This is a genomic window from Nocardioides sp. DN36 (assembly GCF_055380375.1).
Window position 1 is genome coordinate 1,321,538 of the sequence record NZ_AP043823.1, and the last position, 18,514, is coordinate 1,340,051.

Annotated in this window: 15 protein-coding genes; 6 read left to right on the forward strand and 9 right to left on the reverse strand. The window is 74.0% G+C overall.

The genetic code is table 11. The features are described 5' to 3' along the window. Positions 1-95: 95 nt before the first annotated feature. Positions 96-2,861 (forward strand): aminomethyl-transferring glycine dehydrogenase, encoded by a 2,766-nt coding sequence (gcvP, locus tag ACZ43H_RS07315; RefSeq protein WP_464590759.1) that lies wholly within the window; start codon positions 96-98, stop codon positions 2,859-2,861. Next, positions 2,858-4,198, forward strand: coding sequence for a serine hydrolase domain-containing protein (locus ACZ43H_RS07320; protein ID WP_464588964.1), 1,341 nt, complete (start codon positions 2,858-2,860; stop codon positions 4,196-4,198). The genes gcvP and ACZ43H_RS07320 overlap by 4 nt, the downstream gene beginning before the upstream one ends. A 10-nt stretch (positions 4,199-4,208) precedes the next feature. On the opposite strand, the gene ACZ43H_RS07325 is transcribed toward ACZ43H_RS07320, so the two are convergent. After that, positions 4,209-4,772 carry a hypothetical protein gene (locus ACZ43H_RS07325; RefSeq protein ID WP_464588966.1) on the reverse strand — a complete coding sequence of 188 codons (564 nt, stop codon included), beginning with the start codon at positions 4,770-4,772 and terminating at the stop codon, positions 4,209-4,211. 171 nt (positions 4,773-4,943) lie between these two features. Here ACZ43H_RS07325 and ACZ43H_RS07330 point away from each other — a divergent pair, with 171 nt between their 5' ends. Both ACZ43H_RS07330 and ACZ43H_RS07335 read left to right on the forward strand, forming a co-directional pair. Then, entirely contained in the window at positions 4,944-6,443 is a 1,500-nt protein-coding gene (locus ACZ43H_RS07330; RefSeq protein ID WP_464588967.1) for a CYTH and CHAD domain-containing protein, read from the forward strand. Positions 6,444-6,515: 72 nt separating this feature from the next. After that, the gene (locus tag ACZ43H_RS07335; RefSeq protein WP_464588968.1) at positions 6,516-6,878 is read left to right on the forward strand and encodes a hypothetical protein; all 363 of its coding nucleotides are present in this window, start codon (positions 6,516-6,518) and stop codon (positions 6,876-6,878) included. Positions 6,879-6,902: 24 nt separating this feature from the next. Here ACZ43H_RS07335 and ACZ43H_RS07340 read toward each other — a convergent pair whose 3' ends face one another. Then, positions 6,903-8,303: a metallopeptidase TldD-related protein gene (locus ACZ43H_RS07340; protein WP_464588970.1), complete on the reverse strand. Its 1,401-nt coding sequence runs from the start codon at positions 8,301-8,303 to the stop codon at positions 6,903-6,905. Beyond that, positions 8,303-9,832: a TldD/PmbA family protein gene (locus tag ACZ43H_RS07345; RefSeq protein WP_464588972.1), complete on the reverse strand. Its 1,530-nt coding sequence runs from the start codon at positions 9,830-9,832 to the stop codon at positions 8,303-8,305. The genes ACZ43H_RS07340 and ACZ43H_RS07345 overlap by 1 nt, the downstream gene beginning before the upstream one ends. Positions 9,833-9,966: 134 nt before the next feature. Here ACZ43H_RS07345 and ACZ43H_RS07350 point away from each other — a divergent pair, with 134 nt between their 5' ends. Next, positions 9,967-10,290 (forward strand): nuclear transport factor 2 family protein, encoded by a 324-nt coding sequence (locus ACZ43H_RS07350; RefSeq protein WP_464588974.1) that lies wholly within the window; start codon positions 9,967-9,969, stop codon positions 10,288-10,290. A 16-nt stretch (positions 10,291-10,306) separates the two neighbouring features. Here the strand turns inward: ACZ43H_RS07350 and ACZ43H_RS07355 are convergent, their stop codons facing one another. Next, positions 10,307-13,303: an AAA family ATPase gene (locus ACZ43H_RS07355; RefSeq protein ID WP_464588976.1), complete on the reverse strand. Its 2,997-nt coding sequence runs from the start codon at positions 13,301-13,303 to the stop codon at positions 10,307-10,309. After that, positions 13,303-14,481 (reverse strand): exonuclease SbcCD subunit D, encoded by a 1,179-nt coding sequence (locus tag ACZ43H_RS07360; protein WP_464588977.1) that lies wholly within the window; start codon positions 14,479-14,481, stop codon positions 13,303-13,305. The genes ACZ43H_RS07355 and ACZ43H_RS07360 overlap by 1 nt, the downstream gene beginning before the upstream one ends. A 140-nt stretch (positions 14,482-14,621) precedes the next feature. On the opposite strand from ACZ43H_RS07360, the gene ACZ43H_RS07365 reads away from it, so the two are divergent. Then, positions 14,622-15,290, forward strand: coding sequence for a hypothetical protein (locus tag ACZ43H_RS07365; RefSeq protein WP_464588979.1), 669 nt, complete (start codon positions 14,622-14,624; stop codon positions 15,288-15,290). A 60-nt stretch (positions 15,291-15,350) separates the two neighbouring features. Here ACZ43H_RS07365 and ACZ43H_RS07370 read toward each other — a convergent pair whose 3' ends face one another. The 4 genes from ACZ43H_RS07370 to ACZ43H_RS07385 all read right to left on the reverse strand — a co-directional run bounded on the left by ACZ43H_RS07370 (position 15,351) and on the right by ACZ43H_RS07385 (position 18,510). Continuing rightward, positions 15,351-16,523, reverse strand: coding sequence for a GDSL-type esterase/lipase family protein (locus ACZ43H_RS07370; RefSeq protein ID WP_464588981.1), 1,173 nt, complete (start codon positions 16,521-16,523; stop codon positions 15,351-15,353). 8 nt (positions 16,524-16,531) lie between these two features. Next, positions 16,532-17,101: a TetR/AcrR family transcriptional regulator gene (locus ACZ43H_RS07375; protein ID WP_464588982.1), complete on the reverse strand. Its 570-nt coding sequence runs from the start codon at positions 17,099-17,101 to the stop codon at positions 16,532-16,534. Between the two features lie 19 nt (positions 17,102-17,120). Beyond that, complete coding sequence (locus ACZ43H_RS07380; RefSeq protein ID WP_464588984.1) at positions 17,121-17,612, reverse strand: FBP domain-containing protein; 492 nt, start codon at positions 17,610-17,612, stop codon at positions 17,121-17,123. Between the two features lie 67 nt (positions 17,613-17,679). After that, the gene (locus ACZ43H_RS07385; protein ID WP_464588986.1) at positions 17,680-18,510 is read right to left on the reverse strand and encodes a formate dehydrogenase accessory sulfurtransferase FdhD; all 831 of its coding nucleotides are present in this window, start codon (positions 18,508-18,510) and stop codon (positions 17,680-17,682) included. Positions 18,511-18,514: the final 4 nt, after the last annotated feature.

Here is an 18,514-nt window from a genome sequence, read left to right on the forward strand (position 1 = left end):
ACACCCCGCACGACAGCGAGCGCCACTCCGGCCTCGACGCGGTCCTCCCGTTCTCCGAGCGCCACATCGGCCCCCGTCCCGCCGAGGTCGCCGCGATGCTGGACCGGCTCGGCTTCAGCTCCCTCGACGCCCTCATGGACGCCGCCGTCCCCGGCGGGATCCGGGCGGCAGCGGAGCTCGACCTCCCGGCACCCCTCACCGAGGAGGCCACGGCCCGTGAGCTGCGGGCTCTGGCTGCGGCCAACAACCCGATGGAGCCGATGATCGGGCTGGGCTACCACGCCACCGTCACCCCGCCGGTGATCAGGCGCAACGTGCTCGAGGACCCGAGCTGGTACACCGCCTACACGCCGTACCAGCCGGAGATCTCCCAGGGCCGTCTCGAGGCCCTGCTGAACTTCCAGACCGTCGTCGGCGACCTGACCGGCTTGCCCACCGCCAACGCGTCCCTGCTCGACGAGGGCACCGCGGTCGCCGAGGCGATGACGCTCGTACGCCGCGGCAACCGCAAGGCGTCCGGCCCCTTCGTGGTGGACGCGGACGCCCTGCCGCAGACCATCGAGGTGGTGCGCACCCGCGCCGAGGCGATGGGGATCGAGGTCGTCGTCGCCGACCTGTCCGACGGCCTTCCCGACGGTGAGCTGTGCGGCGTGCTCGTGCAGTACCCCGGTGCCTCGGGCCGGATCCTGGACCCCCGTGCCGTGATCGAGGCGGCGCACGAGCGCAGCGCCCTCGCCGTGGTCGCCGCAGACCTGCTGGCCCTGACGCTGCTCGAGGCGCCCGGCGCGCTCGGCGCCGACGTGGTCGTCGGCTCCACCCAGCGCTTCGGCGTCCCGCTCTTCTACGGCGGTCCGCACGCCGGCTACATGGCGGTCGGCCCGGGCCTCGAGCGGCACCTGCCGGGACGCCTCGTCGGCGTCTCGGTCGACGCCGAGGGCCGCCCGGCGTACCGCCTCGCGCTGCAGACCCGCGAGCAGCACATCCGGCGCGACAAGGCGACCTCCAACATCTGCACCGCCCAGGTGCTGCTCGCCGTCGTCGCGTCGATGTACGCCGTCTACCACGGGCCGCGGGGACTGCGCGGCATCGCGCAGCGCACCCACGCCCTGGCGGCGCGGGCGGCCGCCTCCCTGTCCGCCGCCGGCTACACCGTGCCGACGAGCAGCTTCTTCGACACGTTCACCGTGCAGGCGCCCGGCCGGGCCGAGAAGATCGTGGACGCCGCCCGGGCCGAGGGCCTCCAGCTGCGGCTGGTCGACGAGGACACCGTCGGGCTGTCCTTCTCCGAGGCCAGCGGCCCGCACACCCTCCGGGCGCTGCACGCGGCGTTCGGCGTCGTCCCTGCTGCCGCCGAGCCGGTGGCAGCGCTGCCGGAGTCGCTGGCGCGCACCACGCCGTTCCTCGAGCACGAGGTCTTCAACAGCCACCACAGCGAGACCGCGATGCTGCGCTACCTGCGCCGGCTGTCCGCCCGCGACTACGCCCTCGACCGCGGCATGATCCCGCTCGGCTCGTGCACCATGAAGCTGAACGCGACCACCGAGATGGAGCCCGTGTCACTGCCCGGCTTCGCCGACCTGCACCCGTTCGCGCCGGCCGAGGACGCCGCCGGCTACCGCCGGCTGGTCGCCGAGCTGGAGGGCTGGCTGGCCGAGGTGACCGGCTACGACAAGGTCTCCATCCAGCCGAACGCGGGCTCCCAGGGCGAGCTCGCCGGCCTGCTCGCCATCCGCGGCTACCACCGGGCCAACGGTGAGGGGGAGCGCAACGTCTGCCTGATCCCCTCCTCGGCGCACGGCACCAACGCCGCGTCGGCGGTGATGGCCGGGATGAAGGTGGTCGTGGTCAAGTCGGGTGAGGACGGCTCCGTCGACCTCGACGACCTGCGCCGTCAGTGCGACGCGCACGCGCAGGACCTCGCCGCCATCATGGTGACCTACCCCTCGACGCACGGCGCCTACGAGGACTCCATCACCGAGCTCTGCGAGATCGTCCACGCCCACGGCGGACAGGTCTACGTCGACGGCGCGAACCTCAACGCGCTCCTCGGCTACGCGCGCCCCGGCGAGTTCGGCGGCGACGTGTCCCACCTGAACCTGCACAAGACCTTCTGCATCCCGCACGGCGGCGGCGGTCCCGGCGTCGGTCCGGTCGCGGTGCGCGCGCACCTCGCGCCGTACCTCCCCTCGCACGGCATGCACCCCGAGGCCGAGAAGCGGGAGGGCATCGGCCCGATCAGCGCCGCGCCCTACGGCTCCGCAGGCATCCTGCCGATCTCGTGGGCCTACATCCGGCTGATGGGGGCCGCGGGCCTGACCCGCGCGACCGCGGTCGCGGTGCTCTCGGCCAACTACGTGGCGGCGCGGCTCGGCGAGCACTACCCGGTGCTCTACCGCGGCCACGGCGGCCTGGTCGCGCACGAGTGCATCCTGGACCTGCGCGGGCTGACCAAGGAGACCGGCGTGACGGTCGACGACGTCGCCAAGCGGCTCGTCGACTACGGCTTCCACGCGCCCACGATGTCCTTCCCGGTCGCCGGCACGCTGATGGTGGAGCCGACCGAGTCCGAGGACCTCGCCGAGATCGACCGGTTCTGCGAGGCGATGATCGCGATCCGCGGCGAGATCGAGCGGGTCCGGGCGGGGGAGTGGACCCCCGAGGACTCACCGCTGCGCGGTGCCCCGCACACCTCGCGCGCGCTGGTCGGCGAGTGGGACCGTCCCTACAGCCGCGAGCTGGCCGTCTTCCCGACCGGCATCGACCCGGACAAGTACTGGCCGCCGGTGGCCCGGATCGATCAGGCGTACGGCGACCGCAACCTGGTCTGCGCCTGCCCGCCCCTGGAGGCCTTCGCCGAATGAGCACGGTCGCCCCCGTCACCGCGCGCCGGCTGCTGGCCCGGCTCGCCGCCGCCCAGGCCGCTGGCCGGCTGCCCTCGGTGGTCGCGGGAGTCCTCCGCGACGGTGAGCTCGCGTGGACGGGGGCGTACGGCGAGGCCGCCGTGCCCGGCCACGACCCGTACGACGTGCAGTACCGCCTCGGGTCGATCACCAAGACCATGACGGCCGTGCTCGCGCTGCAGCTCGTGCGGGACGGCCGGCTCGGTCTCGACGAGCCCGCGGCCACGTGGCTGGGGGACGTGGCCTACGCCGACCGGACCATCCGCAGCCTGCTCGCCCACAACTCGGGCATGCGCTCGGAGCCGATCGGCTCCTGGTGGGAGCGCTCGGCGGGACTGACCTGGGAGGAGCTCGCCGACGGTCACGACGGCGCCGGCGAGATCTTCCCGGCGCTGCAGCAGTTCCACTACTCCAACCTCGGGTTCGCGCTCCTCGGCGAGGTCGTGGCCCGCGAGCACGGGGTCGACTGGTGGGAGTGCGTGCGGTCCCGGATCCTCGACCCGCTCGGCATGACCCGCACCTCCTACCTCCCGGAGGGGGCGGCCGCGCAGGGACAGAGCGTGCACCCCTACGCCTCGACCCTGGTCGACGAGCCGGCCACCGACACCGGCGCCATGGCTCCTGCGGGACAGGTCTGGGCGACCCTGACCGACCTCGCGACGTACAACGCCTTCCTGCTCGCGGGGCACCCCGACGTGCTCGGGCTCGACCAGCTGCTGGTCGCCTCGCACCCGCAGTCGGGTGACCGCGACGACGCGCTCGGCTACGCCCACGGCCTCGGCTTCCAGCTGCAGGCCGGGGGCTCGGGGATGCTGGTGGGCCACACCGGGTCGATGCCCGGCTTCCTCGCCGGCTGCTTCGTGGACCGCCCGCGTCGCACGGGCGCGGTGGTGCTCACCAACGCCACCACCGGTCTGGTGCCCGCCGACCTGGCCGTGGGCCTGCTCGACGAGCTCGAGAGCAACGAGCCGACGATCCCGTCCCCGTGGCGACCGACGGCGGTCGTGCCTGCGGAGCTGACGGACGCCCTCGGCGTGTGGCACTGGGGCAACACGCCGTTCGTCTTCGCGATGGACGGCGACCGGCTGGTCGCCGCGCGGGCCGGCGAGGAGAAGTACACCTTCGCGGTCGTCGACGGGCGGATCATCGGCACCTCGGGCTACCACGCCGGCGAGGAGCTGAAGGTCGTGCGCCGGGCCGACGGCTCGGTCAGCCATCTCGACGTGGCCACGTTCATCTACACCCGGACGCCGTACGACCCGGACGCCCCCATCCCTGGGGGGCATCCGGGTCGCTGACGCCGGCGGATCAGCTGGTGATGTCCTCCTTGGTCACCTGCAGGTCGTAGTGGAACGCGGTGTCGCAGGTCAGCGGGCGTGTCCGGTGCCGCCAGGTCAGGGTGAGGTCCGTGTCCAGCGCCCGGTGGAAGCCGTCGACGGTGACCAGCTGGCCGGCGTCGTCGTACTCCTCGTGGACCTGCTCGCGACCGCCGACGCGCACGGCGCGGCCCTCGATGACGGCGCGCTTGCCGCCCACCTTCAGGGCGCCGAGCACCTGCTTGTGGTCGATGAAGCCGTCGACGTCCTCACGCGAGTTGCCGACCTGGTTGCCGTCGTCCCCGATGACGACCTGGATGACGTTCGCGTAGGTGTTGTTCTCGTAGACGCTGGCCCACACCGATCGGCCCCGGATCCGGCCGGTGCACTCGATGACGTCGCCCACCTCGTGGGTCGTGGTGGTCTCCGCCCGGGCTGCGGAGGAGGGGGCGGTGGGTGAAGGGGCGGCCGTGGCCGGAGTCGCGATGCCCAGCCCGGTGAGGGCGGAGGTCGCGACCGCGGCCAGGGCGCCGAGGGTGAGCTGGGTGCTGCGCATGGTGGGGCTCCTGGGTTGTCGTGCGTGACTGGACGGCTGGGATACGCCCCGGCGCGGCCGCTGGTTGCGTGGACGGTGCTGGTCCAGACCTCTCGTCGGGCGCGTACTCCGCTCGGGGTACGCGCGCGGCCCCGGCGCGTGCGACCGGCCGGTGTCGGGTACGTCTGACCCATGGAGGAGCACCGGGAGGTCGAGAACACCTATGCCCCCGGTCCCGACGCCGAGATGCCGGACCTGACCTCCCTTCCCGGGGTCGTCGCGGTCGGGGACGCCGCGGTCGAGCAGCTCGACGCGACCTACTTCGACACGGCCGACCTCAGCCTGCTGTCCGCGGGCGTGACCCTGCGTCGCCGGGAGGGCGGCGACGACGAGGGCTGGCACCTGAAGCTGCCGGCCGCGAAGGGACGCGACGAGGTCAGGCTGCCGTTGCGTGCCGCGAAGGCACCCCCACGGCGGCTCCTCGACATCGTCCGGGGCCGCACCCGCGGGGACCCTGTCGTGGCGGTCGCGACCATCGCCACCCGGCGCACCGAACGACCCCTGCTCCGGCAGGACGGCACGGTGCTGGCCGAGCTCGCGGACGACGAGGTGGTCGGCACCGACCTCGAGCGCGGATCCGAGGTGACCTGGCGCGAGTGGGAGGTGGAGCTCGTCGACGGCGACATGGGGCTCCTCGACGCGACGACCGACCTCATGCGGTCCGCCGGTGTCCCCCTGAGCGACCTCCCGCGCAAGATCCTGCACGTCCTGGGGGACCGGCTCGAGGAGCCGGCGCCAGTCCCCGAGCTCCGTCCCGGCAGCCCCGCAGGGGACGTGCTGCACCTGCGCCTCGCCGAGCAGGTGGAGGCGCTTCTGCTCCACGACACCGAGGTCCGACGCGGACGGGCCGAGGGGGTGCACCAGGCGCGGATCGCTGCTCGGCGGCTCCGCGGTGCGCTCGCGACGTTCCGTCCACTCGTCGACCGCGGGGTGACCGATCCGCTGCGCGACGAGCTGCGGTGGTTCGGCCGGCAGCTCGCCGAGTCACGGGACGCCCGGGTGGTGCGAGAGCTGGTGCAGGCGCTGCTCGAGGAGGAGCCCCGGGCGCTGGTGCGCGGCCCGGCTCGCCGACGGCTGCGCACGACGTACGCCGCCCGCGGCCGGGCGGCACGCGCCCGGGTGGAGGCCGTGCTGGTCTCCGACCGCTACTTCACGCTGCTCGACGACCTCGAGCGACTGGTCCGGGACCCGCCGTGGACCGCCGCGGCCGCGCGTCCGGCCAAGAAGAAGATGCGCTCCCGCGTCCTCCGGGACTGGAAGATGCTGAGTCGCGAGGTCGACGAGGTCCTCGAGGGTGGCGCCGATGACGCTGCGTGGCACCAGGCCCGCAAGGACGCCAAGCGGCTCCGCTACGCGGCGGAGACCCTGCGGCCGGTCTGGCCCGAGCAGGCCGGGCGCCTGGTTAAGTCGGTGAAGACGCTGACCACTCACCTCGGCGAGCGCCAGGACACGGTGGTGACCCGCGCCCACCTCGTCGAGATCGCGACGGAGGCCGACGACGCCGGCGAGAGCTCCTTCATCTGGGGCCGACTGCACGCGCGCGAGCAGGCTCGGTGCGCCGAGCTCGACCACGCCTTCGAGCGCACCTGGCGGCGGGCGGCCCGCGGCAAGAGCCGGTCGTGGCTGGCGTGATCCTCAGACGTCGGGGTGCGGGGGGTCGTTGGTCCCTGCCGGGACGGGGGCCGTCGGAGGCAGCATGCGGGCATGGGCGAGATGGCCGCACAACACGTCGGTGAGCACTCCCAGGGGCGTCGGGACCACCACCGGGCCTGGTGGTCGTTGCTGCTCTTCCTCGTGTCGGGCGCCGCGGCGATCGCCGTCGGGGAGGGCTTGGCGAGCGCCTACGGCTACTCCTCGTTCGAGCAGGACAAGGCCCCCGCCTGGCTCGCCGCCGCGGTGGGCTACCCCGCGGTCCTCGTCTTCACGATCCCGGCCCTCGTCACCACGCACTACGCACGGCGGTCGGTGCGCGAGGGCGTGAGCAGGGGGTGGGTGCCGATGGTGCTCGCCTGGGTCGTGGTCGCCGTCTTCACGCTCCAGAACGTGCTGGCCTGGTTCTTCAGCTGACGCTCGTGCGACCCGGGCCGCGGCTCACATCGCCTGGGAGACGCTGGACATGTTGAAGTCGGGCACTCGCAGCGCCGGGGTCGCGGTGCGCGAGAAGTAGTCGTCGCCCCACTCGCGGCTGAAGCTCGGCACGGTCGCGGAGGCGTGCGTGAAGCGGCGCAGCAGGTCGACGGGGCTCTCGTTGAAGCGGAAGTTGTTGACCGCTCCGGTGATCTCGCCGTCCTCGACGAGGTAGACACCGTCGCGGGTCAGCCCGGTGAGCAGCAGGCTCTGCGGGTCCACGACGCGGATGTACCACAGGCAGGTGAGCAGCAGCCCTCGCTCGGTGCCGGCGACCAGGTCGGCGACGCTGCCCGTGGCGCCGTCCACGGTCAGCGCGAGGTTGTCGATCGCCGGGGTGACCGGCTGGCCGGTCATCGCGGCGGAGTGCCGGGTCTGCAGCAGCGCGGTGAGCTCGCCGTCCCGGATCCAGTCGGTGTGCGCGAGCGGCAGGCCGTTGTCGAAGACCGACTGCTCGTTGTCCGAGGTGGTGGCCACCGTGAACGGGGCACACTGCAGGCCGTCGTACGCCGGGTCGGAGAAGAGGTTCACGCCCCGGTTGACGATCTGGTCGCCGATCCGGGTGCCGACGCCGCGCTTGCTGTAGACCGACTGGCCCTCCCAGGCGACCCGGGCGCCGGCGTACCAGTACGCGTCGATCATCAGGTCCGCCATCGCGGTGGGCGGCAGGATCGTGTCGTAGCGGCCGGCCGGCAGGTCGACCCGTCGCTTCCCCCAGGCCAGGCGCTGGGCGACGGCGGCATCCATCGCGAGCGCGTCGACGTCGGCGAAGTCGCGCGTGGCCCCGCCCACCCAGGCACTCTGGGTGAGGTCGGCGGTCTTGCCGGTGCAGCCGTAGTGGCCCGTGGGCTGGACGTGCCGCAGCCGCAGCCCCGTCGTCGAGCCGAGGTAGGTCGTGGTGAGCTCGTGGTTGACGAACCCGTAGAGCACCCGGCCCTCGGACGACGCCCGGCCGAACGCCTCGCCCAGGGCGGGAGCGAACGCGTCGTAGACGTGGATGTCGGTGTGGACGGGCGCGTCGTCCCAGTCGACCGCAGCCTCGCCCGCGACCAGGTCGTTGGCATCCTCCGCCGGCGCTCCTGCCCGGGCGGCGGCGTCGGCTGCCTCGACCAGGGCGGTCACCTGCGCCTGCGAGCTCGCGCTGCCGGTGACCGACCCGGTGGCCGTGCCGCCGTCCTTGTGGACGAAGGAGACCACGGTGACGGTCACGCCGTGCATGACGCCGTTGGTGGTCAGCGTGTTGTTGGCCCAGCGGAGGTTGGCGCTGGTGGCGTCACGGACGATGCAGACGCAGTGGTCGGACTTGGTCGTGGCCAGCGCGTGCTCGACCAGCGACTGGGGGGTCATGACGTTCGGGGTGCTCATCAGTGGCCTGCCTCGTCGGTGGTGTTGAGGATACGGACGCCGCGGAACAGCGAGGTCGGGCAGCCGTGGCTGACGGCCGCGACCTGTCCGGGCTGGGCCTTGCCGCAGTTGAAGGCGCCGCCGAGCACCCACGTCTGCGGGCCGCCGACAGCCTCCATCGAGTTCCAGAAGTCGGTCGTGGTCGCCTGGTACGCGACGTCGCGCACCTGACCGACCAGCTCGCCATCGGCGATGCGGTAGAACCGCTGACCGGTGAACTGGAAGTTGAAGCGCTGCATGTCGATCGACCAGCTCTTGTCGCCGACGACGTAGAGGCCGCGCTCGACGCGACCGATGAGCTCCTCGGTGCTGGGACCAGCCTCGGCCGGCTGGAGCGAGACGTTGGCCATGCGCTGGATGGGGATGTGGCCGGGGGAGTCGGCGTAGGCGCAGCCGTTCGAGCGGCCCTGCCCAGGCTCCAACGCAGTGAGCTCGGGCAGCATCGCCGCCATCGGCCGGTCGAGCTGGTAGCCCACGAGGACGCCGTCGCGGACGATGTCCCACGACTGGGTCTGCACGCCCTCGTCGTCGTAGCCGACGGTAGCCAGGCCGTGCTCGACGGTGCGGTCACCGGTCACGTTCATCACCGGGGAGCCGTACTGCAGGGTGTTGAGCTTGTCGATGGTGGCGAACGACGTGCCGGCGTAGTTCGCCTCGTAGCCGAGCGCCCGGTCGAGCTCGGTCGCGTGACCGATCGACTCGTGGATGGTCAGCCACAGGTTGGACGGGTGGATGACCAGGTCGTAGGTGCCGGCCTCGATGCTGGGTGCCTTCAGCTTCTCGGCGAGCAGCTCGGGCACCTGCTCGATCTCGCCGTCCCAGTCGTAACTGCCGTCGGTGAGGTACTCCCAGCCCCGTCCGACCGGCGGCGCGATGCTGGCCATCGAGTCGAACGTGTCCGCGCCCGCGCCCATGGCCTCGAAGCCGGGCTGCATCCGCACCCGCTGCTGGGTGGTCCGGGTGCCGGCGAGGTCGGCGTAGTACTTGTTCTCCTGCACCTGCTGCAGGTCGGCACTGGCGTGGTCGACCGCGGCTCCGGTGCGCAGCCGGTTGGTCCAGTCGATGAGCAGCGCGGCCTTCTCGGCCACCGGCACCTCGAGCGGGTTGAGCTCGTACGACGACACCCAGGTGACGTCGTCGTGGACGGGCTCGGGGGCGATCTCCACCGGCTGGCTGGTCATCCCGGCAGCGACCACCGCGACCGCCACGGCCGTCTCGGCGACGCGCACCGCCTCGTCGGTGGTCAGCACGACGCCGGAGGCGAAGCCCCACGCCCCGCGGTGGATCACCCGGACCGCGAAGCCGAGGTCCTCGTGGTCGCTGGCGCCCTGCAGCACGCCGTCGCGCACCCCGAGGTGCTGGTAGCGCACGCGCTCGAAGCGGAAGTCCGCGTGGCTCACACCGAGCTCGCGGGCCCGCGCCAGCGCGGCGTCCCCGAGGCTGCGGTAGGGGAGTGCGGTGAAGGTCGGGTCGAGTCCCGGTGCGCTCATGGGAGGGAACCTATCGCGCCCCCTCACCGGATCGGCGGGAGCGACGTGCCGGTGTCGGGCGGCGGCGCGGTCGCACGTCAGGCGGGGGACCTTCTGCCGTACCCCGACCAGCGGGTCCCGCGCAGGATGACGGCATGGACGACCCGGTCGTGGCCCAGCTGGCGGCGTACAACGCCCACGACGTCGACGCCTTCGTGGCCTGCTACGCGACCGGCGCCGAGATCGTCGACGGAGCAGGTGTGACGCTGATGTCCGGGCACGCCGAGATGCGGGAGAAGTACGCCGAGCTCTTCGCCCACCACCCCGACGTGCACGCCGACGTGCGGGAGCGGCTGCGAGAGCGGGACTGGGTCGTGGACCACGAGGTGGTGCACACCGGCACCGGGGCGCGGGGCTACCTGGTGGCCTATCGCGTGCGGGAGGGGACCATCGACCGGGTGCTGATCCTGGGCGGCTGAGCCCGAGCCGCAGGGATCAGCGGGTCACCGACAGGGTCGAGCCCTGCCGGGCCTTGGTCACGACGAGCTGGGTGGGGATCCGGTCGCGCATCTCGGCGACGTGGCTGACCACGCCGACCACGCGGCCGCCGTCGCGCAGCGAGTCGAGCGTGTCCATGACGTCGTCGAGGGTGTCGGCGTCCAGGGAGCCGAAGCCCTCGTCGACGAAGAGCGTGTCGAGGTCGGCGCCGCCGGCCTCCTGGGTGATCACGTCGGCGAGCCCGAGGGCGAGCGCGAGGGACGCCACGAAGGTCTCGCCACCCGAGAGCGTCGCGGGATCGCGCGCCTCCCCGGACCAGTCGTCGCGGACCAGCAGGCTCAGGCCGCCGCGGGTCTCGCCGGCACCCCGCCGCCCGGTGTGCTCCAGCGAGTAGCGCCGGTCGCTCATCGTGGCCAGCCGCTCGTTGGCGGCGGCCACGACCTGGGCGAGCCGGTAGGCGAGGACGTACGCCGAGAGTCGCATCTGCAGCCGGTTGTCGGCGGCCTTGCCCTCCGCGAAGCTCGACACCCGGCTGACCAGGTCGAGATCGTGGCGGACCGGGGCCCACGCGTCGAGGGCGGCGGCCAGGTCGGTGACCAGCACCTGGAGGCGCTCGAGGCCGGCGACGGCCCGCGCGGCCCGGGCCCGCGCGTGGCCGAGGGCCTCGAGGGCTCCGGCGTGCGTCGTGGTGAGGACCTCCACCTCGGGGAGCGTGGCGGCGGCCACCTCGGCGGCGCCGGGTTCGTCGAGGACGGCGGCGAGCGCGGCCAGGCGCTGGTCGTGGTCACGGATGCGGCGCTCGAGGTCGCGCAGCTCGTCGACGCCCAGCTGTGCCTCGGCAGCCTCGCCGGGCGAGGCGAAGCCGGCCTCCGCGGCAGCCCTCTCCAGCGCCGACCGGGCGTCGGCCAGCGCCCGCTCCGCCGTGGCCTCCTCGGCGAGGGCCTCGAGGGCGTCGCGCCCGGCGGCTGCCCGCCGCAGGGTGAGCTCGAGCAGCTTCGTCAGGTCGTGGGCGCCGGTGCCACGGAGCAGCCCCTCGACCTCGGACCGGACCCGGTGGAGCTCGGCGGTCAGGGCGGCCGCCGACGTCGTGAGGGTCCCCACCTCGAGCTCGAGCGCGCGGATCGCCCCGTCCAGCCGCTCGTGGTCGGCCTCGGCACGCCCCAGGTCGCCCTCGAGCGTGGCCCGCCGCGCCGACAGCGCCTGGAGCTCGGCCAGCCGGGCGCGGGCCGCCTCGAGCTGTGCTGCCTGCTCGTCGAGGGGGTGGTCGCCGGACTGGTCGCGGGCCACGGCGAGCAGGGTGGTCAGCTCGCGCACCCGCTCCTGGTGGAGCAGCTCGGTGGCCTTGGCGTCGTCGAGGGCCTTGAGGGCGCGCTTCTCGGCGGCGGCGTCGGGCGTGCCGGGCACGGGGACGGCGCGGTGCGGGTGGTCCGCGGAACCGCAGACCGGGCAGCACGCCCCGACGGCCAGGGCGCCGGCGATCTCGGCTGCCATGCCCTCCAGACGGGCCTCCCGGACGTCGAGCCACACCTCGCGCAGCCGGCTCGCCTCGTGCGCGGCGTCGGCGAGCGTCGCGCGGGCAGCGGCGAGGTCGGTGTCGAGCTGGGCGGCTCGTCGATGCGCGTCGATCCGCGCCCGGAGGTCCCGAACACGCCCCTCGGCGACCTCGACCGTGCCGGCCGCCCGGGTCGCCTCGGCGAGGTCGGCGCGCAGCGCGGCGATCCGGGCGGGCAGCGCCTGCCGCTCGGCAGACAGCTCGTCGAGCCGCACCCGCGCGGCGTCGTGGCGCCGGTCGATCCGCGCCAGCTCGGCCCCGACCTCGAGGCAGCGCGCCTCCCGGGGCAACGTCGACCGGACCAAGGCGGCCTCGTCGGTCGCCTCGGAGACCGCTGACGCCAGCGTCTCGGCATCCACCACGAGCACCCCCAGCTGCTCGGCGGCCAGCGAGCCCGCGGCCCGGGCCCGCGCGGCCGCGCGGTCGGACGCGGCCTCGGCGGCTCGAGCCAGCCGGTGCAGCGGGGCGACGGCGGCGGCGCGGCGTGCCGCGTCGAGCGAGGTGCGGGCCGCCTCGTGCTCGTCGGAGCCCTCGACCATCCGTGCGTGCTCGGCGGCGGCGGCATCGAGACGCCGGCGCCTCGTGACCAGCGCGCGGCCCTCCTCGAGGGCCGCGCGGGCGGAGGACTCGGCGGCGGCCGTGGACGACAAGTCGTCGTCGGCCGCCGACCGCTCGGTGACCGCCAGCTGCACCAGGTCGGTCGACCACGCGGTCAGGTCGCCGTTCGCGGCCGGGGAGCGGAGGTCGCGGACGTCCCAGTCGGCGGGGAGCGGCACGTCCGCGGTCTCGCTGATCCTGCTGACCAGGTCGGCCACGCCCTGGTGGGCGACGTCGGACTCGCGTCGCAGCGCGAGCCGGTGGTCGCGCAGCCAGCGCTCGACCTCCTCGAAGCGGCCGGTGCGGAACAGTCGCTGCAGGAGCTGGTGGCGCTCCTCGGAGCGGGCCCGCAGGAAGGCCTGGAAGCGGCCCTGCGGGAGCAGGGCCACCTGGGTGAACTGGGTGAGGTTCATGCCGACCAGCCGGGTGACCAGGTGGCCGGTCTCGTCGAGCCGGGTCGAGAGGGGCCGCCACGCGCCGTCCACGCGCTCGCTGATCGTGACCGACGCCTGCTGGGTGGTGACGCCCGTGCCGCGCTTCTTCGGCCGCTCCCAGGCGGGGGACCGCACGATCCGGAAGCGGCGACCGGACAGGGTCGCCTCGAGCACCACCCGCGGAGCCACGCCGGGCGCGGCCTGGTCGCAGCGGAGCCGTCGGGCCGCGGCGCGGTCGCCGGGCACGTCGCCGTACAGGGCGAAGCAGACCGCGTCGAGCACGCTGGTCTTGCCGGCGCCGGTCGCACCGGAGAGCAGGAACAGCCCGGCGTCGGAGAGGTGGTCGAAGTCGACCGTGACGTCGCCGGCGAACGGGCCGAAGGCGGTGATCTCGAGGTGGTGGAGGCGCATCAGCCACCTGTCCCGGACACGAGGACGTCGAGGTCGGGGTCCTCGCAGCAGGAGTCGAAGGCCGTGCGCAGCAGCGCGGCCTCCTCGTCGGTCGCAGGGGTTCCCCGCATCTCCGCCACGAAGTCGAGCGCGATGTCGTGGTCGCTGCGGCCCCGCAGGCGCGCCGTCGGCACCGAGGACCGGTCGCCGGAGGCCGGCTCGAAGCCCAGGACCAGGGTGTGGGGGAACCGCGCGCGCAGCCGGTCCATCGCCTGCGCGGGGCGCGTGTCGTCGGTGAGGGTGACCTGCACCCACGAGGCCTCGTGGGCGGCCAGGGAGGGATCGGCCAGCAGGCCCTCGAGCGTGCCCCGCAGCCGGGCCAGCGGCCGCGGCACCGGAGCCTCGACGAACTCGGCGCCGGTGACGCCGTCGCGACCCAGGTCGACCAGCCACGACCCCTTGCGGTGGGTGGTCTCGGAGAACGAGTAGGCCAACGGGGAGCCGCTGTAGCGCACGGTGTCGCTGAGCGTGTGGCGTCCGTGCAGGTGGCCGAGCGCGGCGTAGTCGACCCCGTCGAAGACGGACGTCGGCACGATCGACACCCCGCCCACGCTGATGTCCCGCTCGGAGTCGCTGGACTGCACGTCGTCCGCGTCCCCGGCGACGAACGCGTGCGCGAGGACGACCGAGCGGGTCCCCGGGCGGCCTTCGAGGTCGGTCCGGACGCGTCGCATGGCCTCGGTGAGCGCCGCCTGGTGCGACCGGGCGCCGAGCCCCCAGGGCTCGCGCACGGAGTCGGGGTCGAGGTAGGGGATGCCGTGCACGGCCACCGGGCCGTGCTCGTCCTCGAGCAGCACCGGCGTCCCGACACTGCCGGCGTCGGTGCGGATGAAGACGCCCGCGGCATCGATCAGCCGGGAGCTGAAGCCGAGCCGCTGGGCCGAGTCGTGGTTGCCGCTGGTGATGACGACCTTCGCCCGCGACGCGGCCAGGCGGCCCAACGCGTCGTCGGCGAGCCGGACCGCGTCGACGTGGGGGAGCGCCCGGTCGTAGACGTCGCCCGCCACGACCACGAGGTCGACCCGCTCGGCGGCGACGACGTCGAGCAGGTGGTCGACGTACGCCGCCTGGTGGGTGAGCATCCCCTCACGGTGGAACGACCGGCCCAGGTGCCAGTCGGAGGTGTGCAGGATGCGCATGCGACCAACCTAGGAACCCCCACCGACAGTCCGGCGCACCCCACGCCGCCGGACCGCCGGATGTGACCTGCAGCGCCTCCGCGACGCGGCGTCGGCGGGGTCGCTCGCGCCCGCCCGGCCGGGTGCACGAGGCTGGTGCCATGACATCGCAGGACGGCGGGCCCGACGACCCGCGGACGATCGAGCTCGGCGGGCGGCTGGCCACCTGGCTGGAGGAGCTCGGCCTCGACGCCCACCTGGCCGAGAGCGGCCTGCCCTCCTTCGCCCGCGACCCGCAGGGTCGGCCCGTGTGGACCGAGCACGGCACCGGTGAGCCGCTGTCGCTCGCCCGGCTCGAGGAGCTCGACCGGGTGCTGCACAGCGAGGGCTCCGACCCGCGGCACGCCGTACCCGTGCCGCTGCTGCTCCTCGCCCGGCAGGCACGCCTGCGGGACGAGCTGCTGGCCAGCCCCTGGTTCACCTACGAGACCCTGGCCCGGGTGCGTGGCGCCTCGGTCGAGGCCACCCGGTTCGCGGTGCACAAGGCGAGCGGGGACCACCGGCTCCTGGTCGTGCCTGCGGACGAGCGTGTCCTCGTGCCGGGCTTCCAGCTCGACGAGCGGGGCGAGCTGCGCCCCGAGCTCGAGGCGGTGCTCGAGCCGCTGCTGGCGGCCGGCATGGACCCCTGGCGTGCCTGGGCCTGGCTGACCCAGCCTGCCGGGCTGCTCGGCGGGCAGGTCCCCGAACGAGCGGCGGCCGACCCGGAGACCGCCGACGTCGTGGCCCGGGCCGCGGCGCGGCTGGCGGAGCGGGTGGCTGCCGACCGCTGACCCCGCAGGTGCCGAGGTCGCGTCCGCGGGTGTCAGGTCGCGGGAGTCAGGTCGCGGGAATCAGGTCGCGGCCAGCGCGCCCGTGCCGGTGAGCACGAGCTCGGCGAACCGCTCGCCCATCAGGCGGTGCGTGGCCGCGTCGGGATGGAGGTCGTCCGGGAGGGGGAGCGCCGCGGCGTCCGCCTCGCCGTACAACGCGCGGCCGTCGAGGAGGTGGAGCCGAGGGTCGTCCGCCGACCGCTCGGCGACGATCCGCGCCAGCTCCTCGCGGATCACGGTGAGGGTGAGCCTCCCGGAGCCGGTGTCCTGCGGGTCGCCGAGCGCGCGGAAGCGCATCCGGCCCTCCGCCAGCGCGGTGAGGTCCGGTCCGCTGGGTCCGGGCGTGTGCTCGTGGATCGGGCACAGGATCGGTGAGACGACCAGCAGTGGCGTCTCCGGGTGGCCCTCCCGGATGGTGTCGAGGAACCCGTGCACGGCCGGGGTGAACGCCCGCAGCCGCATCAGGTCGTGGTTGACCACGTTGATGCCCAGCTTGCAGCTGATCAGGTCGGCCGGCGTGTCCCGCATGACCCGCGCGGTGAACGGGTCGAGCAGGGCCCCGCCACCGAGGCCGAGGTTGACCAGGTCCACCCCGGCGAGCGAGGCCGCGGTCGCCGGCCAGGTCGTGGTGGGGCTGGCGGCGTCCGAGCCGTGGCTGATCGAGCTGCCGTGGTGCAGCCACACCCGGCGGCCGCTCTCCGGGGCGGGCAGCACCGGGGCATCGGCGCGCAGGGCGACGAGCTCGGTGGTCTCGTTGTGCGGCAACCAGATCTCGACGACCTTGTCGCGAGCGGGCAGGCCCTCGAAGCGCAGCGTGGCGGTCGGGCCGGGCTCGAGCCGGCTGGTGCCGCTGGTCGGGTCGATCAGGAGGGTGGCGCCGCTCGCTGCCGCGCGCTGCGCGACGAGTCGGCCGTCGACGGTCAGGTCGTAGACCCCGTCCGGGCGAGGTGGCGCCCCCACGTAGGCGCGTCGGGTCGGCAGGGTCTCCAGCTCGATCGTGGACGCCGTCGTGCGCAACGCCAGGCGTACGCCGGACGGCTGCGCCGCCGCCAGCGAGAGCTGGGCGTCGCGGGCCTGGGCGCGTGCCCAGCCGGGCAGCCGGTGCGGGAGGAGTCCCCGGTCGGTGCTCTCGACCTCCAGCGCGCCGCGCAGGAGTTCGGGGGTCAGCGGGGTGCTCGTGCAGGTGGGGGTCATGGGGGCTCTCAGGTCGTCGGCCAGTGGCGGAGCAGTGCGTCGAGGGCGTCGAGGGTGCGCAGCCACGACTGCTCGCTGTCGGGGGCGCTGTGGTCGAAGCCGCCGCCGAGCTCGAGGTCCACGTAGCCGCGGAAGACGCTGCCCAGCAGACGCACGGCGTGCGTCTGGTCGGGCTCGTCGAGGTCGTAGCCGCGCAGGACCGCCCGGGTCATCTGCGCGTGCCGGACGCCTGCGCTGGCGGCCGCCGTCTCGGGGTCCAGCCGCAGCTGCGCGGCGGCGTACCGCCCCGGGTGCTCGCGGGCGTAGTCCCGGTAGACGTTCCCGAGGGCCGTGAGCGCGTCCTTGCCGGCGCGGCCGGCCAGCGCGGCCGCAGCCAGGTCGGCGAGCTCCTCCAGCGCCAGGAGTGCGATCCGGGTCCGCAGGTCTGCGGAGCTCTTGAGGTGTGAGTAGAGGCTCGCGACCTTGACGTCGAAGCGGCGCGCGAGCGCCGACACGGTCACCTGGTCGAAGCCCACCTCGTCGGCGAGCTCGGCGCCGGCACGGACCAGCCGCTCGGTGCTCAGCCCCGCCCGTGCCACGACCGCACCTCCCCGGTCATCACAGCCGTCCCACGAAGGTGAGGAGGTTCCGGCGCAGCCGCTCGACACGCTGCTCGACCGTGAGCGTCTCGTGCACCCGGGTGAGCGACGGGGCGGGGAGGAGCCCCCGCACGTACCGCGAGCACTCGAGGTCGGCGCACACGTCGACGCCGACGGAGTTGCCGTCGCGACCGGCCCGGCCGGCACGGGCGGCCACCATCAGCGTCACCCCGGTCCCCGGGTGGGTCGTCACGCACAGCGAGCACATCCGCGACCGGGTGGGCCCGTCGCCGCTGGCATTGCGCCGCAGCGCCACGCCGACCGGGCGTGCGTCTGGAACCGGCACGACCACGTAGGCCTGGAGCGGGGACCGGGGGTCGACCCAGCCGAGGAAGTCGAGCTGCTCCCAGGGACGCGTGTCGAGGTCCTGGGGCAGGCGCATCCGCGACACCTCGCCCCGGGTGCAGTTGACGAACGACGCGCGGATGTCGCGCTCCGAGATGCTGTCCACCGCCCTATCGTAAAGAGCCATAGGCAATTAGCCAAAAACCTAAGCCCTTTAGGTAGGCGCCAGCTGGTCAGGTGTAGCGGACGCAGCGGCGGGGCGAGGTGAAGCCGTAGAGCACCAGCCCCGCCTCGTCCGCCAGCTGCGCGGCCAGGCTCGTCGGCGCACCCACGGCCACCAGCGCACCCACGCCCGCGGCCACGGCCTTCTGGACGAGCTCGAACCCGGCCCGGCCGCTGACCACCAGGCAGGATTCCGCCGGTGGTGCCCCGGTCAGCAGCCGCGCGCCCGTGACCTTGTCGACGGCGTTGTGCCGGCCGACGTCCTCGCGCACCACCAGGGGCGTTCCCGACGCCGTGAAGAGCCCCGCGGCGTGGACGCCGCCGGTGCGGGAGAAGACGGTCTGGCGCTCGCGCAGCAGCTCCGGCAGGCGGCGTACGACGGCCGGGTCGGGCAGCTCGCCGGACCAGGGCTCGGCGCGAGGGACGTCGAGCGCGGAGGAGATGCTGTCCTTGCCGCACACCCCGCAGGCCGACGACCCGGTCGACAGCGTGGTGTGCCGGTGGCCGGGATCGGCCGGGGGAGGCCCGTGCAGGGCCACGGTGACGACGTTGAACTCCTGCTCGGGGGCGAGGTCCTCGTCGGTGCAGTAGGCCACCTCGCGCAGGTCGCCGGGCCGCACCAGCCCCTCGTGCAGCAGCCAGCCCGCGGCGAGCTCGAAGTCGTGACCGGGGGTGCGCATCGTGACCCACACCCGGCGCGCGGGCGTGCCCGGCCAGGCCAGCCGGATCTCGAGCGGCTCCTCGGTGGCGAGCCGGTCCTCGTGGCGCCGCTCCCCGTCCTCGGTGAGCTCGCGCACGCGCGTGCGGACCGTCGGCCCCGGACGGCGCGGACGCTCGCTCACGGCA